A 15,201-nucleotide genomic window follows, 5' to 3' on the forward strand; every position below is an offset into this window, starting at 1 on the left:
GGGAGGGTCGCCAGCGAACCGGCAGGTCCAGCAAGTATGGTGGGCTGCATGCCGTTTCTTCTGTTCATCGCGTACATCCTCCTCGAAACCCTGGCGTTTTGGGCAGTCGCCGAGTGGATCGGTGTGCTGTGGGCGCTGCTTGCTTTGGCGTTAACCATGCTGTTCGGGATGACGATTGCCAGCTGGGAAGTGCGCCGCATGATGGCCAGCCGCATCCGGCAGACCGAAGACGGCGTCTATGTGATGGAGGATCCCACCCCAGGCAAAACGGCCGGCAATGTTGGTCTGACCATGGTGGGCGGCATCCTGCTTTCGCTGCCTGGGTTCGTCTCCACTGTTTTTGGCGCTCTGCTCATCTTTGCGCCCACGCGCTCCATAATCCGCACGCTCCTTGCCGCATCGATGTTCAAAAAGATTGAGGACATGGGCGTGCGCGTGTACGAGGCCTCGCCCATGTCGCAGCACCGCGATTCCTATGGTTCCTTCGGCACTGTTGGTGGCAATACAGCCGGCAGCGGGATGGATCAGTCAGGCCAATCGCACGAAGTCTTGGATGAAGAAGAAATCCGCTCGTGGACTCAACACGTTAAGCCCGAGGACTTCGAGGACGGAAGCAAGTAGTGCTCCCCATATTCGCGCGGCTTGTTCTTGCCGCTCTGTCGGGCGCGGTCACGTATCTTTCGGTGGAACCACGCGGCTGGTGGGCCGCGGGGATCATTGGGATGGCCATGCTGGTGGCAGCGCTGGCGCCGTGGAGAAAGCCCCTGCATCTAGGATGGGCAGTACTCATCGCCATAGTCCATAGCGCTGTCTTGTACCTCTTCACGCTGCCGTGGATTGGTGAGCTCGTGGGCAACATGCCTTATATTGCGCTCGCTATCTTCCTCTCGCTGTACAGCATCCTCCTCGGCGTCGGTGGGGCAGCACTGCTGCGCTTGCGCTATGGGTTCGCGCTCTTTCCCTTTTTCTACGTGGCGGTGGAAATGCTGCGCTCCTCCGTACCTTTTGGAGGCTTTGCCTGGGTGCGCCTGGCATGGGGTCAGATCGAAGGACCGTTGGCCAACCTCGCCCCGTGGGGTGGTCCCGCGCTCATTACTTGTGCGGTCGTCTGCATGGGCGCGGGTCTGGTGGGGCTTGCGCGCGCGCCACGGTTGGCCTGTGCCCTCTTAGCGGTGCCGTTGCTTGCCGGACTTGTAGCTGCGCAGGGCGTGAATCGCCCTAGCCATACCACGGGTACTGTGACGGTAGCCGCTGTCCAGGGAAACGTTCCGCGGCTTGGCCTCGACTTCGCCGCGCAGCGCCGCGCGGTGCTGGATAACCACGTCCGCGTCACCGAACAGGCAGCCAAGGATGGTGCACGGCCTGACATCGTCATCTGGCCGGAGAACTCCTCCGATATCAATCCTTTTGCCAACGACGACGCACGGGCGCTTATCGACGCCGCCGCCCACGACATCGACGCCCCCATCCTCGTCGGCACGTTAACGCGCGATGAGGTCGGTGCGCGCAACACCATGCAGGTATTCAACCCGGATGGATCGGTGGGGGAGCATCACTACAAGAAGTACCTGCAGCCTTTTGGCGAAACGATGCCGATGCGTGACTTCTTTGCGCGGATTACCGATTTGGTGGATCTCGCAGGCGACATGAAACCCGGTGACGGGCCAGGAATGGTGACCATGGCCGGAACTGCGGTCGGCGTTGCCACCTGCTACGAGGTGAGCTTTGACCAGGCCTTTCGAACCGCGATTAACAACGGGGCGCAGATTCTCACGACGCCAACAAATAACGCCACGTTCAGTGATTCCGATATGACCTACCAGCAGTTGGCCATGAGCCGTCTGCGCGCCATGGAAGCAGATCGCGCCGTCGTTGTGGCGGCCACGTCAGGGGTCTCGGCCATCGTGCACCCAGATGGTTCCGTGAGCCAGGACAGCGGCATCTTTGAACCGGCTTATCTCGAAGAAGAGCTTCCGCTCCGAGAGGGGCGTACATTTGCGGTGCGTTATGGTTCGCTCCTGCAGTGGCTCATGACTATTATTGGAACGGTCTGCGCGCTGTACGCGATCTATTCCACCCGCTTGTCCGGACGGCGCAGCGCGCCTTAAAGCAGAAACCAAAAGGAGCAAGGAACTAGTGAGCTCGACCCGCGAATCTACTCTGGTCATCATCCCCACCTACAACGAGATTGAGAACCTGCCGCTGATTACCGGCCGCGTGCGCAAGGCCACCCCGGAGGTTCACATCCTGATCGTGGACGATAACTCCCCGGACGGCACCGGAGAGGCCGCGGACAAGCTGGCCGCCGAGGATTCTCACCTGCACGTCCTTCACCGCGAGGGCAAGGGCGGCCTCCTCGGCGCCTACATCGCCGGCTTCGAGTGGGGCCTGGAGAAGGACTACCAGGTGCTCTGCGAGATGGACGCGGACGGCTCCCACGCCCCGGAGCAGCTGCATCTCTTGCTCGAGGAGATCGACAAGGGTGCTGACTTGGTGATCGGTTCTCGCTATGTGCCGGGTGGAGAGACTGTGAACTGGCCGGCCAACCGCGAGCTACTGTCCCGATTGGGCAACAAGTACATTTCGGTGGCGCTGGGCGCTGGCATCAACGACATGACCGCTGGATACCGCGCCTTCCGTCGCGAACTGCTAGAGCACCTCGACTTTGAGGAACTATCCAACGCCGGCTACATCTTCCAGGTAGATGTTGCCTTCCGCGCCATCAAGGATGGCTTCGATGTCCGCGAGGTTCCGATTACCTTCACCGAGCGCGAGCTGGGCGAATCCAAGCTGGACGGCTCCTTCGTCAAGGATTCCCTGCTCGAGGTGACCAAGTGGGGAGTCGCTCACCGCTCCGAGCAGGTCAGCGACTTCACCTCGGAAGTATCCAAGATCACTTCCCGCACAGTGAAGGATATGGAGCTTGGTTCCAAGGCCGCCACGGCTAAGAATGCCGTGTCTGACTTTGTGTCCGAGGTATCCAGCCTGGTTAAAGGAATGCTCAGCCGTTAAAATCCAGTCTCTCCAAGGAAAGGCACGCTGACCTTTCGAGCCTCGCATAAGGCAAACAAGCCCGAAAACCTGTCATGGTTTTCGGGCTTTTGCGGTAATAACCACCACCAGTGCTAATGTCGTAGGTGGCACTTTATCTGGTGCACAGTGACTTGCTTCACTTCATTCTCACACTACGGATCGTTCGGCACGTACCTGCCGATGGAGGAGAGTATGCTATGGCAACCGTAACGTTCAAAGATGCGTCCCTGACCTACCCAGGCGCTAAGGAACCCACCGTCAAGAAGTTCAACCTGGAAATCGCCGATGGCGAATTCCTCGTCCTCGTCGGCCCCTCCGGCTGCGGTAAGTCCACGACGCTGCGCATGCTGGCCGGCTTGGAAAACGTCACCGACGGTGCCATCTACATCGGCGACAAAGACGTCACCCACGTTGCCCCGCGTGACCGAGATATCGCCATGGTCTTCCAGAACTATGCTCTCTACCCGCACATGACCGTGCGCGAGAACATGGGCTTCGCCCTGAAAATCGCCGGCAAGTCCCAGGACGAAATTAACAAGCGTGTCGACGAAGCCGCCGCCACCCTGGGTCTTACCGAATTCCTTGAGCGCAAGCCGAAGGCCCTGTCCGGCGGTCAGCGTCAGCGTGTTGCCATGGGCCGCGCAATCGTGCGTAACCCGCAGGTCTTCCTCATGGATGAGCCGCTGTCCAACCTCGATGCCAAGCTGCGCGTGCAGACCCGTACCCAGATCGCAGCCCTGCAGCGCAAGCTTGGGGTTACCACCGTCTACGTCACCCACGACCAGACTGAGGCCTTGACCATGGGTGACCGCATCGCTGTACTGAAGGACGGTTACCTTCAGCAGGTTGGCGCACCCCGCGAGCTCTACGACCGCCCCGCCAACGTCTTCGTCGCCGGCTTTATCGGCTCCCCGGCAATGAACCTGGGCACCTTCTCTGTCAAGGACGGTAACGCAACCTCCGGCCATGCTCGTATCAAGCTTTCCCCGGAAACTGTCGCTGCGATGACGCCGGAGGATAACGGTCGCATCACCATCGGCTTCCGCCCAGAGGCCCTCGAAATCATCCCCGAGGGCGAGTCCACCGATCTCTCCATCCCGATCAAGCTTGACTTCGTGGAAGAGCTTGGTTCCGACTCCTTCCTCTACGGAAAATTGGTGGGCGAAGGTGATCTCGGCTCCTCGAGCGAAGACGTTCCCGAGTCGGGCCAGATCGTCGTTCGTGCAGCTCCGAACACTGCGCCTGCCCCGGGCAGCATTTTCCACGCACGCATCGTGGAAGGCGGCCAGCACAACTTCTCGGCGTCGACTGGCAAGCGCCTCCCTTAAGCCCATATGCCGGCTGACCCGCGGAACATGTCGCGAACGTCAGCACGGCTGTGGCAAAGCTCTAGGCCAAAATCAGCAAAGAAGGTGGAGTGACTCGACATGAAAGAGTCCATGAGCATCACCTCTTCGACGTACGCGTCGGCATTGCTGGCGTTGCCTTGGGATACGCCCCTGGAACAGTGGCCCGATGATCTCATCGCCGCACTGCCCAGGGGCATTTCCCGGCATATCGTGCGTTTCGTGGGGATCAATCGCGGCATCGTCGCAGTCAAGGAGATTGGTGCGCGTACCGCTCACCACGAGTACAAGATGCTGCGTGAGCTGCAGCGCCTCGGCGCTCCCAGCGTGCGTCCCGTTGCAGTCATCACGGGACGCCAGCCGGCTGTAGAAAGCTACGGAGAGCTCACCGCAGCTCTGGTGACTGAACACCTAGAGTTTTCTCTTCCGTACCGCGAGATCTTCTCGCGGCACCTGACAGTCGTCGAAGCGGAGAAGCTCATCCGTGCCTTGTCGGTGCTTTTGGTGCGGATGCACTTGCTGAATTTCTACTGGGGTGATGTATCGCTGTCGAATACCCTTTTCCGGCGTGATGCCGAGACTTATTCGGCCTATCTTGTCGACGCCGAAACAGGGGAGTTCCAGCCCAATCTCTCCGAGTCACGCAGGCTTTACGACGTCGACATCGCCCGCGTCAACATCATCGGTGAGCTCATGGACTTGCAGGCAGGTGAATGCCTAGATCAAGATATCGATGTTATCGCCCTCGGAAGCTTGGTCGAGAGTTCCTACCTTGAATTGTGGACAGAGCTGACCGCCGAAGAATCCGTAGATGCCAGCGAGTACTGGCGCGTTTCCGAGAGGATCGACCGCCTTAACCAGCTGGGTTTCGACGTGGGGGAGCTCAAGGTCACCAAGGACGAGTCGAAACAGGTCGTGCGCATTCGCCCTGTGGTAGTCGATCCCGGCCACTATCGTTCGGAGTTGTTGAGCTTGACAGGGCTGAGCGTCGAGGAGCACCAAGCGCAACGCCTATTGGGCTCTATCCAGGCCTATCAGGCCATCGAGTGCGGCCCTCATGTTGGGCTGACCCAGGCGGCGCACTTGTGGATGACACACGAGTATGAACCGACCATTGCTGCGGTTCCCGTCGAGATGCTCCACAAGCTGGAACCGGCACAGATCTTCCACGAGATCGTTGACCACCGCTGGTTCCTCGCCCAAGAGAGGGGAGAAGCCGTAACCCTCCCGGAAGCCACGGCGTCCTATCTCTCTTCCGTATTGCCCGCCCGCCGCGACGAGGCTCGGCTGCTTCAGACGCCGGCACCGAATGACGACTTGTCATAACCGCCCGTGTGCCCCAACACCGCTCAATAGCTCAAGTCTATCGAGCCGCTCTCAGCCGTTTCTTATATCGTTTTGTATGTTTTAGGCCCGATTGCCCCTTAAATGGGGAGCGATCTCATGCCCGAATATGGATATAGTCACAATCGGGCGTTTTAGGCCCGATTTCTTTTGATCGTGTGGAATACCTCACTAAGGTAGGAGACAGGCTAACCAGTTCATAGTCGGATAGTGACCAGCTATGGACCAACTGGTAGCACTGGGCAAGAGCCTTTGTCATGGAGGATCGCCCAGACATAACCGCATACGAGCCGGTTGTCTATCTACGGCTCAACATCCCGCTTTTCATCAAGAAAGATGAGGACCACATGAAGCGTCTTACTCGCATCGCATCCATCAGCATGGCTTCCATGCTGGCCGCCGCAAGTCTCGTCGCCTGCTCAGGCTCTACTGACGACGAAGGCGATGTCTACTTCCTGAACTTCAAGCCAGAACAGGATGCCGCTTACCAGGAGATCGCAAAGGCTTACACCGAAGAGACCGGCGTCAAGGTCAAGGTCGTCACCGCAGCCTCCGGCTCCTATGAGCAGACCCTCAAGGCTGAGATCGGCAAAGATGAAGCACCGACCCTCTTCCAGGTCAACGGCCCGGCTGGTTTCATCACCTGGCAAGACTACATGGCAGACATGTCGGATACCGAGGTAGCTAAGCAGCTCACCGATGACATCCCGCCACTGACCACTGAAGATGGAGAGGTACGCGGCGTCCCGTTCGCTGTCGAGGGCTTCGGCATCATCTACAACGACGAGATCTTCGACAAGTACATCGCCACCTCCGGGGCAAAGATCAAGTCCACCGATGAGATCAAGAGCTACCAGAAGCTCAAGGAAGTCGCCGAGGACATGCAGGCGAAGAAGGACGAGCTCGGCATTGAGGGCGCCTTTGCCTCCACCTCACTGACCTCCGGCGAGGACTGGCGCTGGCAGACACACCTGGCCAACGCTCCGATTTGGCAGGAGTACCAAGACAAGGGCGTCGAGGACACCAACGAAATCGACTTCTCCTATAACAAGGAGTACAAGAACCTCTTCGATCTCTACCTGGACAACTCCACCGTCGAGAAGTCTCTTGCCCCGTCTAAGACGGTCTCTGACTCCATGGCTGAGTTCGCTCAGGGCAAGGCCGCCATGGTCCAAAACGGTAACTGGGCATGGTCCCAGATTTCCGAGACCTCCGGCAACGTAGTCAAGGAAGACAAGATCAAGTTCCTGCCGATGTACATGGGCCTGCCGGATGAGGAGAAGCACGGCATCAACGTCGGTACCGAAAACTACTTGGGTGTGAACTCGGAGGCTTCCGAGGCAGACCAGAAGGCTACCAAGGACTTCGTGGACTGGCTCTTCACCTCCGATGCCGGCAAGGAGCACGTGGTTAAGGACCTTGGCTTCATTGCCCCGTTCAAGAACTACTCCGCAGAAGACACTCCGAATGACCCGCTGGCAAAGCAGGTCGCGGAAGCTATCGACAACGAAGACCTCACCACCTACCCGTGGAACTTCCAGTACTTCCCGTCACAGCAGTTCAAGGATGACTTCGGCCAAGCCCTGTCTCAGTATGCCTCCGGCACCCTGAAGTGGGATGACGTCGTCAAGCAGTTCAAGGACAACTGGGCTGCTGAAAAGGAATCCAACTGGGGCTAAACCTTTAGTCCCATCCCCTCGCCATCCGCCTTCCCAAACGGAGGGCGGGGAGGGGAGTAGGTGAGAGGCATGGCACGTACTCGTCAGTTTGTTCCACGCCCTCAGCCCCCCTCTCCTCGCCGCCATCCTTTGGGAAACGCGTGGCACCACCTGAATTTAAGGTTTCACCACCATGCAAGCAACGCTGAAGAAATACTTCCCAGTCTTTGTCTTGCCCACCCTTCTGGCATTCATGATTGCCTTCTTGGTGCCGTTTATCGTGGGTTTCTTCCTCTCCTTTACGAAATTCACCACCATCACTAACGCCAAGTGGGTTGGCATCGACAACTACGTCAAAGCTTTCTCCCAACGCGAAGGATTCATCTCAGCCTTCGGTTTCACCGTCCTCGTGGTCATCGTCTCCGTGATCACCGTCAACGTCTTCGCCTTCCTCTTGGCGTGGATGCTGACCCGCAAGCTTCGCGGAACAAATTTCTTCCGCACGGTCTTTTTCATGCCGAACCTCATCGGCGGCATCGTCCTGGGCTATACCTGGCAGACCATGATCAACGCCGTGCTTTCGCACTATTCCACGACTATTAGCGCGGACTGGAAATTCGGTTACGCCGGCCTCATCATGCTGCTGAACTGGCAGCTGATCGGCTACATGATGATTATCTACATCGCCGGTCTACAAAACGTCCCGCCGGAGCTTCTCGAGGCCGCTGAGCTCGATGGTGTCAACAAGTGGGAAATGCTGCGCCACGTCACCATTCCGATGGTCATGCCGTCAATCACCATTTGTCTCTTCCTGACCTTGTCGAATTCCTTCAAACTCTTCGACCAAAACCTTGCACTGACCAACGGTGCACCTGGCGGACAAACTGAGATGGTCGCCCTTAACATCGTCAATACGCTGTTCAACCGTATGAACGTCGAGGGCGTGGGGCAGGCCAAGGCCGTCATCTTCGTCGTCGTCGTGGTCGTCATCGCGTACTTCCAGTTGCGCGCGACCCGCTCCAAGGAAATCGAGGCTTAAGTCATGACTACCAGTACTTCAGCGCAGGCCGCACCGGCCCCGAAGAAGAAGGAACACCAGCTTCCCACGGACAACCAGACCAGGATGTCCGGCGGCGCCAAGTTCATTGTCTACGCCATCCTGGTGTTCTTTACCATCGTGTTCCTTGGCCCGATTCTCTTCATCTTCATCAACTCCTTTAAGTCCAAGTTCGCTATCTCATCCGATCCTTTCTCCCTACCCATCGGTGAAACCTGGGTCGGTTTCGAGAACTTCATGGTGGGCTTGACCAAGCAGGGCTTCCTTGAAGCGACCTTGTGGTCCTTCGTCATTACGATTCTCTCCGTGATTGTCATCGTGTTTTTCTCCGCGATGACCGCCTACTACATCACGCGCGTTAAGACCTGGTGGACGAACCTTCTGTACTACCTCTTCGTGGTGTCCATGATTATCCCCTTCCAGATGGTCATGTTCCCGACGGTCAAGATTGCAGACATGCTTCACCTCAACAACCCGATCGGCATCGTGGTGCTCTACCTCGGTTTCGGTTCCGGTCTATCGGTGTTCATGTTTGCCGGATTCGTGAAGTCCATCCCCTTGGACGTCGAGGAAGCCGCGATGATCGACGGCTGCGGCCCGCTCCAGAACTACTTCCGCGTGGTGTGGCCTATGCTTAAGCCGACTGCCATTACCGTGGCCATTCTCAATGCCATGTGGGTATGGAACGACTACCTGCTGCCGTACCTGGTCATCGGCCTTTCCACCCGCTACAAGACCATCCCGGTAGTCATCCAGTCCTTCGTTGGCTCCAACGGTAACCGCGATATGGGCGCCATGATGGCGATGCTGGTTCTGGCCATTATTCCTATCGTCATCTTCTACTTCTCCACGCAGAAGCACATCATCGAAGGTGTTGCTGCCGGCGCTGTCAAGGGCTAATCCGCAGTGCGGTAGGTTAGAAAACCATGAACCGCATGCTGGGCCCCGAATCGAAGTTCTATGCTGCTCTGAGCCTCTTCGCTGACCTCGTCATCGTTAACGTTCTCCTGGTTATCACGTGCTTTCCCGTATTCACTGGGGGAATGTCCCTACGCACCGCTCACGCGGTGACTGGTCAGATGGTTCGCGAAGAAGGTTCCCGCCGCGGCTCGGCCTTCGTTCGGGGCCTTTTGACGCGTCCCGGGGTAAACACTACATGGTGGCTCATTTACCTCGCCGTAGGCGCCTTGGCCGCCTATGAATTCGCCATTATCGCAAAGGCTGAGCTCGGGACGATGGGCGTAGTGCTTCGCGCTGCGCTGGTCTCAGGCCTCATTGTCATAAGCTGCATTAGTGTGTGGTTCTTCCACCTCGATGCGCCAGGGTTGAGGTTTAGTCAACGGTGCACAACGGCCATGATGAAGGCGGTAGCGCACCTTCCGCGTACGCTTTTAGCAGTGTGCCCTTGGGCACTGCTGGTACTGTACCCACTCTTTTTCCCTGCGCAGTGGGGAGGCTACCTGTTCTTTCTCGTTGTGCTCGGTCCGGCCCTCGCAGTCTATCTCGCTGAGTTGGCGCTACAATGGCCCGAACTCAATTCCGATTCACCCGATGGCAGCGCCGCATAAGGCGCTGCGGGCAAGCCGGCCCCAAAACGAAAAATAGGGTAGTGGTATCCACTTCTTCGTGGATTCACTACCCTTGAGAATTCTATGCGGCGCGCAAAGGCTGCTAGGCCTCTCCTTCTTCCTGCGCCTTCTGCTCCTTGAGGAGGCGTGCCGCCGCGCGACGTCGCGAACGCAGATTCTCAATGCGCTCCGTCAAGAGTTCATCCAGCTCCTCAATGGAGCGACGCTCACGCAGCATGTCCCAGTGGGTCCGCGGCGGCTTCACGGGCTTGGACTCTACGCCTTCGCCCTCAACCAGAGTGCCGAGCTTACCGTTCTTGCACATCCACTCCTCGGGAATCTCCGCATCGTCAGCGAAGGGCACCTCGTAGATGTCGCCGTCTTCGGTGCGGTACTTCACCATCTGGCGCGGGGCCAAGTCGTGGTCGCGGTCGGTTTCGTAGCTCACTGCGCCCATGCGGCTGCCACGGAGTACGCGATCTGCCATGCAACATCATCCTTTTCAAGTGTTGAGGTAGGAAAGGGATCAGGGTCGACCTATATCACCCAAAGATCTATCATTATAACGAATGGCCCCTTGCCTTTGTTCCCACCCTCGGGTTAATGGGCTAAGGTGATTGAGGTGATTGGTACACAGGATCCGCAGCCCGACACGCCGCCAAGGCGCAGCCCGGCAACCTGCCAGTGGTGTGGCAAGGAAATCGCGCAGGGCGGCCGGGGTAGGCCACGCAAGTTCTGCTCGCCATCCTGCAAGCAGCGAGCCTACGAGCAGCGCCACAACGTGGTTGGAACGCCCATTCCTGCGGATGCCGTCATCCTAACTCCAGAGAAGGCTGATCGTCTCCGCGACGGCCTCTTTGAGCTGCGGTGTTGCGCTGAGGATGTTGCTACGGCAGCGTCGGAAAGCGCCAGCGCTGAAGAGATGGAACAGCTGTGTGCTGAACTGGTCGCACTGGCTCGAAAGCTTGAGGAATTGAGATAGTACATGAAATCCCTATTAGGCAACCGCAAACTGATCGTTAGTATCTTCGTGATCCTGATTGTGGCCTCGACAGCGCTGGCCCTAGGACCACTCGTGTTTTCTTTGATCATGGGCCGCGGTGTCAAAACCGAGCCCATCAATGCGGATAAGGTCCAGGCCGCTACTACCAACGTCGATGGCGAATGGCACGTGGCGCAAGGTACGGCATATAACCACACCTCGGCAGGTTTTACTATCGATGAGATCCTCCCAGCCGATAAGCGCACGACATCCGGCTCAACCAAGCATGTCACCGGCCAGGCCACCATCAAGGACGGCACCGTTGAGAAGGCGCACATCGCCGTGGACATGGCGAGCCTGACCACGGACAAGAAGGTGCGCGACCAGAACATGAAGACAAAGCTCTTTGAGGTCACAAAGTATCCAGAGTCTACCTTCACATTGACCGAGCCCGCAGACGTCTCCGCCGTGCCTGACGACGGCTCAGTAGTCACCATCCCACTCACAGGCGATCTCACCATCCACGGCCAGACCAAGAGCGTTAGCCAGGATTTTCAGGTGGTCCGCGATGGCGACACCATCATCTTGGGTGGCGACATCCCGATTAACCGCCTCGATTTCGGCATTGAGACTCCTGAAATGATCGCCGCGCGGATCTCCGAAACTGGCGAGATCAACGTCCGCGTCACCTTTGAGAAGTAAGATTCACTGTTCTTCATGAATTCCCAACGCCTCATTCCAATCCTGTGGGTACGGCTCGTCGTGCTCGTAGGGTTTGGCATCTTTATTTGGTTGCAGGAGATGAAGCTCCTCGCTGCCTTCTCGGCGGTACTCGTAGCTCTTACCATCGTGCAGCTGGTGATCGCCTACCGTCAGCGCTAAAACTGACGCTTGACGCATGCACAGAAGTATACCCCAATTACGTAACTGTGACTATTTAATGGCAATTTGGGGGCCGCCCACTAAGCAGCCAACAGGGAGGCGCAGATGAAGGTAAGCGGCCGCCAACTATAGCAACCCCGCGCACGAGACCTTATCCACAAAACAAGGAGTGGCGCGCAAAAAGGGGCATCCGGAAGGTAGCAAGCAAAGGAACCTTGCAGCCACGAAGGATTTCCCAACACAGAATCGGCAACGCCGATACGACACGCAGCCCAGAAACCAATCGCCAGCCAGCCGCCAACAGCACGCGCTGCGACCAGGGTGAAACCATGAGCGTCCATGAGTGAGTCGAGACAGCACAGTCAAGGAACAAACTCGGAACCGGGCAGCCCTGAAGGAAAGACCCCACCCAGTTCATAAGTGTTTGTCCGATAATGTACATTATGTCATTCTAACCACGCTTCCGCTCCCCAGCTTTCAACCGCTAGTCGCTCGCTTTAACTTTTTCACTCAATGAGACTTTCATTTCACCCGGTGAGACGGTAGTGTTTCCTCCATAACCAATCAAGCTATTGAAATTTTCAAGGAGGGCGCCTCTCACATGACCGCCGTCAACACCACGCTGCCAAAGCCAGCGGGCACAACACAGCAACTCACCAAACGTGATCGTGTTCGTATTGCCGTGGCTTCGACCATTGGCACGACCATCGAGTTCTACGACTTCTATATTTATGCCACGGCAGCCGTAGCCGTCTTTCCTTTTCTCTTTTTCCCGAAGACCGAGGATCCCACCGTCGCCCTGCTCCAGTCCTTCGCCACCTTCGGCTTGGCCTTCATCGCGAGGCCGCTGGGGTCATTGCTCTTCGGACACTTCGGCGATCGCGTCGGCCGCAAAGCCACGCTCGTCGGTGCGCTCCTGACAATGGGCATCGCCACCTTCATCATCGGTATCCTGCCCACGTACCAGACCGCAGGTATCATCGCCCCGGCCTTGCTGGCTCTGATGCGTTTCTGCCAAGGCTTAGGCTTGGGTGGCGAATGGTCCGGCGCAGCACTGTTGGCCTCCGAAACCGCTGAGGAAGGTAAGCGCGCTTCTGCTGCCATGTGGCCACAATTTGGCGCACCTTTCGGCTTCTTCTTAGCTAACGGCTTTTTCCTAACCTTGGTTGCCACCATGGATTACTCACGCGGTGACACCACCGGCACCTTCATGGAATGGGGCTGGCGCCTCCCCTTCCTCGCGTCTGCGGTCATGGTTCTCATCGGCCTCTATGTCCGCCTGCGCTTGGAAGAAACTCCTGTCTTCCGGCAGGCCGTTGACGAAGGCAAGAAGGTCAAAACACCTATGGCTGAAGCATTCCGCATCGCCTGGAAGCCAATGATCATCGGCACCTTCGTCATGGTCTCCTGCTACACGTTGTTCTACCTGGTCACCACCTGGATTCTCTCCTACGGCATTGGTGATAAGACCAAGGAGCTGGGCCTGGGAATCCCTTACCTGGAATTCCTCGAGATTCAGCTAATCTCCATCTTCATGTTCATGATCGGCATCCCCGTATCTTCGATGCTTTCGGATAAGTACGGGCGCAAGCCAATCTTGACCGTAACCTCACTCATCATGATTGCCTTCGGCTTTAGCTTCCCCTTCTTCCTCGGCATCGACAACGCTGACCGAAACTCGGTCCTCGGATTCCTCGTCGTCGGCATGTTCATCATGGGACTCATCTTCGGCCCTATGTCCGCTGTCCTTCCAGAGCTCTTCCCCACCAACGTGCGCTACACCGGTTCCGGCATCGCGTACAACGTCTCATCCATCCTCGGTGCTGCAGTAGCACCTTTCATCGCAACGTGGCTGGTCAGCTCCTATAACGTGAATTTTGTTGGATACTATCTCATCATCGTCTGCTTCATCTCTCTCATCGCAATCATCATGATGCAGGAGCTGAAGGACCATGACCTCTCGCAGGTTTAGCCGGTCTTAAGACACATACTTCTCCCCGACTTCTTCTGGTGTTTCACACCAAAGGTCGGGGAGATTTTGGTTTCGGTTCCGTCGGCGGCTTGGCCCCGGCAGCGCCGTCCCGAAAGACACCGATTGGGGGATCCAATCGTGGGAGCACTCTGCCGCTGCTTCCAAAAGCGCAGACTAGAAAGTGCATACCTGCAGGTGGCCGTCGCTAAGCATCCGGGCAGTGCTTGGCGACGACCAGCGTTCCTGCACTTTCAGGTCTGGACAAATGGAAAGGGCGGCTAGCACAGTAGTTGCTAGCCGCCCATGAGATGCTGCTTTGTGACAGAGGCGCCTGCTAACTACGCAGCAACAGTTGCTCGCTCGGTCTGGAGTTCGTTGACAATGGGCTTGCGGCGCACGATGGCGGCGAAAATCGCTCCGGTGACATTGGCCCACACCGCGGCCACGACACCCGGCAGCGCCGCCTCCGGGGTAAAGAACTGCAGCGCCAAGGCCGAAGCCAATCCGGAGTTCTGCGTTGCCACTTCGATTGCCGTAGTACGCGCCGCCGCCTCGCGTTGACGGGCAAGCTTCGCCGAGTAATAGCCAAAAAGGAAGCCGATGAGGTTCTGAATGGCCACACCTGCGAAGACGACCAGGCCAACGGTGACGAGCTTGTCCTGCGATTGTGAAACCACAGCCATGACCACGCCTCCGATGCCGGCAATAGCTACCCACGGAAACGCCGGCAGGACCTTGTCCACTGCCTTGCTGGCGATAACGCGCAAGAGAAGCCCGAGTCCTACAGGAATGAGCACTGTCTGAACCAGCGACCACATCATGCCGGCGCCGTCGACCTCAGCGGTCTCCCCCGCCAGCCACAGCATGAGCAAAGGCGTCATAATCGGTGAGACGAGGGTCGATACCGAGGTCATCGCCACTGACAGTGCCACATCACCCTTGGCTAGGTAAGCCATGACGTTGGATGCGGTACCGCCGGGGACAGAGCCGAGGAGGATGAGGCCGACGGTGGCGGCGTCGGAAAGCCCCAACAGTTTTGCCACGAGTACGGCGCTGGTCGGCATGATGGCAAATTGGCAGATAACACCCAAGAAGATGGGCAACGGACGCTTCGCCACGAGCGCCAGGTCCGGAATGGTCAAGGTCAGACCCATCGAGAACATGATGACCATCAGCAATTGCGAGGTGTACTGCCCTATCGGTTCAAAGGTGTTGGGGCTCATGAAAGCAACAAAAGCGCAGGCAATGATGACGATGGGGAAGATATACACGGCGAATTTCTCGCCGGTCTCCCCCTCTGTGCGTGGGTTCGTCACGGTGTTTCCTTTCCAGAAGGTGTCTCACTAGATGAATTGAGTA

The 15,201-nt window shown here is 57.7% G+C and carries 15 protein-coding genes; 13 read left to right on the forward strand and 2 right to left on the reverse strand.

The window, feature by feature from the left end:
• The first annotated feature begins 48 nt into the window (after positions 1–48).
• The 9 genes from HMPREF2912_RS01195 to musI all read left to right on the forward strand — a co-directional run bounded on the left by HMPREF2912_RS01195 (position 49) and on the right by musI (position 10,006).
• On the forward strand, positions 49–621 hold the full coding sequence (locus HMPREF2912_RS01195; protein ID WP_070565285.1) for an FxsA family protein: 573 nt from the start codon (positions 49–51) through the stop codon (positions 619–621).
• Positions 621–2,108 (forward strand): apolipoprotein N-acyltransferase, encoded by a 1,488-nt coding sequence (gene lnt, locus HMPREF2912_RS01200; protein WP_070520484.1) that lies wholly within the window; start codon positions 621–623, stop codon positions 2,106–2,108. The genes HMPREF2912_RS01195 and lnt overlap by 1 nt, the downstream gene beginning before the upstream one ends.
• A 28-nt stretch (positions 2,109–2,136) precedes the next feature.
• A complete protein-coding gene (locus HMPREF2912_RS01205; protein WP_070520481.1) occupies positions 2,137–3,012 on the forward strand; it encodes a polyprenol monophosphomannose synthase in 876 nt (291 codons plus the stop codon).
• A 218-nt stretch (positions 3,013–3,230) separates the two neighbouring features.
• Positions 3,231–4,361, forward strand: a complete 1,131-nt coding sequence (locus HMPREF2912_RS01210) for an ABC transporter ATP-binding protein (RefSeq protein ID WP_070520478.1) — start codon at positions 3,231–3,233, stop codon at positions 4,359–4,361.
• Positions 4,362–4,460: 99 nt separating this feature from the next.
• Positions 4,461–5,705, forward strand: a complete 1,245-nt coding sequence (locus HMPREF2912_RS01215; RefSeq protein ID WP_070520475.1) for a DUF4032 domain-containing protein — start codon at positions 4,461–4,463, stop codon at positions 5,703–5,705.
• Between the two features lie 365 nt (positions 5,706–6,070).
• Positions 6,071–7,402, forward strand: coding sequence for an ABC transporter substrate-binding protein (locus HMPREF2912_RS01220; protein WP_070520595.1), 1,332 nt, complete (start codon positions 6,071–6,073; stop codon positions 7,400–7,402).
• Between the two features lie 172 nt (positions 7,403–7,574).
• Positions 7,575–8,420: a carbohydrate ABC transporter permease gene (locus tag HMPREF2912_RS01225; protein WP_070520471.1), complete on the forward strand. Its 846-nt coding sequence runs from the start codon at positions 7,575–7,577 to the stop codon at positions 8,418–8,420.
• Between the two features lie 3 nt (positions 8,421–8,423).
• Positions 8,424–9,338, forward strand: a complete 915-nt coding sequence (locus HMPREF2912_RS01230) for a carbohydrate ABC transporter permease (protein ID WP_070520468.1) — start codon at positions 8,424–8,426, stop codon at positions 9,336–9,338.
• 26 nt (positions 9,339–9,364) lie between these two features.
• Positions 9,365–10,006 (forward strand): ABC transport system MusEFGK2I component MusI, encoded by a 642-nt coding sequence (gene musI, locus HMPREF2912_RS01235; protein WP_070520465.1) that lies wholly within the window; start codon positions 9,365–9,367, stop codon positions 10,004–10,006.
• Positions 10,007–10,109: 103 nt separating this feature from the next.
• Here the strand turns inward: musI and HMPREF2912_RS01240 are convergent, their stop codons facing one another.
• The gene (locus HMPREF2912_RS01240; protein WP_010186588.1) at positions 10,110–10,493 is read right to left on the reverse strand and encodes an RNA polymerase-binding protein RbpA; all 384 of its coding nucleotides are present in this window, start codon (positions 10,491–10,493) and stop codon (positions 10,110–10,112) included.
• 135 nt (positions 10,494–10,628) lie between these two features.
• On the opposite strand from HMPREF2912_RS01240, the gene HMPREF2912_RS01245 reads away from it, so the two are divergent.
• The 4 genes from HMPREF2912_RS01245 to HMPREF2912_RS01255 all read left to right on the forward strand — a co-directional run bounded on the left by HMPREF2912_RS01245 (position 10,629) and on the right by HMPREF2912_RS01255 (position 13,842).
• A complete protein-coding gene (locus tag HMPREF2912_RS01245) occupies positions 10,629–10,988 on the forward strand; it encodes a hypothetical protein (RefSeq protein WP_070533068.1) in 360 nt (119 codons plus the stop codon).
• Positions 10,989–10,991: 3 nt separating this feature from the next.
• Positions 10,992–11,690: a YceI family protein gene (locus HMPREF2912_RS01250; protein WP_070565281.1), complete on the forward strand. Its 699-nt coding sequence runs from the start codon at positions 10,992–10,994 to the stop codon at positions 11,688–11,690.
• A gap of 15 nt (positions 11,691–11,705) precedes the next feature.
• Positions 11,706–11,870 (forward strand): hypothetical protein, encoded by a 165-nt coding sequence (locus HMPREF2912_RS12950; RefSeq protein ID WP_168163001.1) that lies wholly within the window; start codon positions 11,706–11,708, stop codon positions 11,868–11,870.
• A gap of 601 nt (positions 11,871–12,471) precedes the next feature.
• Positions 12,472–13,842, forward strand: a complete 1,371-nt coding sequence (locus HMPREF2912_RS01255; protein ID WP_070520459.1) for an MFS transporter — start codon at positions 12,472–12,474, stop codon at positions 13,840–13,842.
• A gap of 338 nt (positions 13,843–14,180) precedes the next feature.
• On the opposite strand, the gene HMPREF2912_RS01260 is transcribed toward HMPREF2912_RS01255, so the two are convergent.
• Entirely contained in the window at positions 14,181–15,158 is a 978-nt protein-coding gene (locus HMPREF2912_RS01260) for a bile acid:sodium symporter family protein (protein WP_070520455.1), read from the reverse strand.
• Positions 15,159–15,201 lie beyond the last annotated feature (43 nt).

The organism is Corynebacterium sp. HMSC056E09 (assembly GCF_001813425.1).
Lineage (GTDB): Bacteria > Actinomycetota > Actinomycetes > Mycobacteriales > Mycobacteriaceae > Corynebacterium > Corynebacterium hesseae.

Bases quoted from the DNA above. Each gene is read 5' to 3' on its own strand.
- HMPREF2912_RS01195 (WP_070565285.1), top strand. From the start codon at position 49: ATGCCGTTTCTTCTGTTCATCGCGTACATCCTCCTCGAAACCCTGGCG.
- HMPREF2912_RS12950 (WP_168163001.1), top strand. From the start codon at position 11,706: ATGAATTCCCAACGCCTCATTCCAATCCTGTGGGTACGGCTCGTCGTG.
- HMPREF2912_RS01210 (WP_070520478.1), top strand. From the start codon at position 3,231: ATGGCAACCGTAACGTTCAAAGATGCGTCCCTGACCTACCCAGGCGCT.
- HMPREF2912_RS01240 (WP_010186588.1), bottom strand. From the start codon at position 10,493: ATGGCAGATCGCGTACTCCGTGGCAGCCGCATGGGCGCAGTGAGCTAC.
- musI (WP_070520465.1), top strand. From the start codon at position 9,365: ATGAACCGCATGCTGGGCCCCGAATCGAAGTTCTATGCTGCTCTGAGC.
- HMPREF2912_RS01230 (WP_070520468.1), top strand. From the start codon at position 8,424: ATGACTACCAGTACTTCAGCGCAGGCCGCACCGGCCCCGAAGAAGAAG.
- HMPREF2912_RS01225 (WP_070520471.1), top strand. From the start codon at position 7,575: ATGCAAGCAACGCTGAAGAAATACTTCCCAGTCTTTGTCTTGCCCACC.
- HMPREF2912_RS01215 (WP_070520475.1), top strand. From the start codon at position 4,461: ATGAAAGAGTCCATGAGCATCACCTCTTCGACGTACGCGTCGGCATTG.
- HMPREF2912_RS01255 (WP_070520459.1), top strand. From the start codon at position 12,472: ATGACCGCCGTCAACACCACGCTGCCAAAGCCAGCGGGCACAACACAG.
- HMPREF2912_RS01250 (WP_070565281.1), top strand. From the start codon at position 10,992: ATGAAATCCCTATTAGGCAACCGCAAACTGATCGTTAGTATCTTCGTG.
- HMPREF2912_RS01220 (WP_070520595.1), top strand. From the start codon at position 6,071: ATGAAGCGTCTTACTCGCATCGCATCCATCAGCATGGCTTCCATGCTG.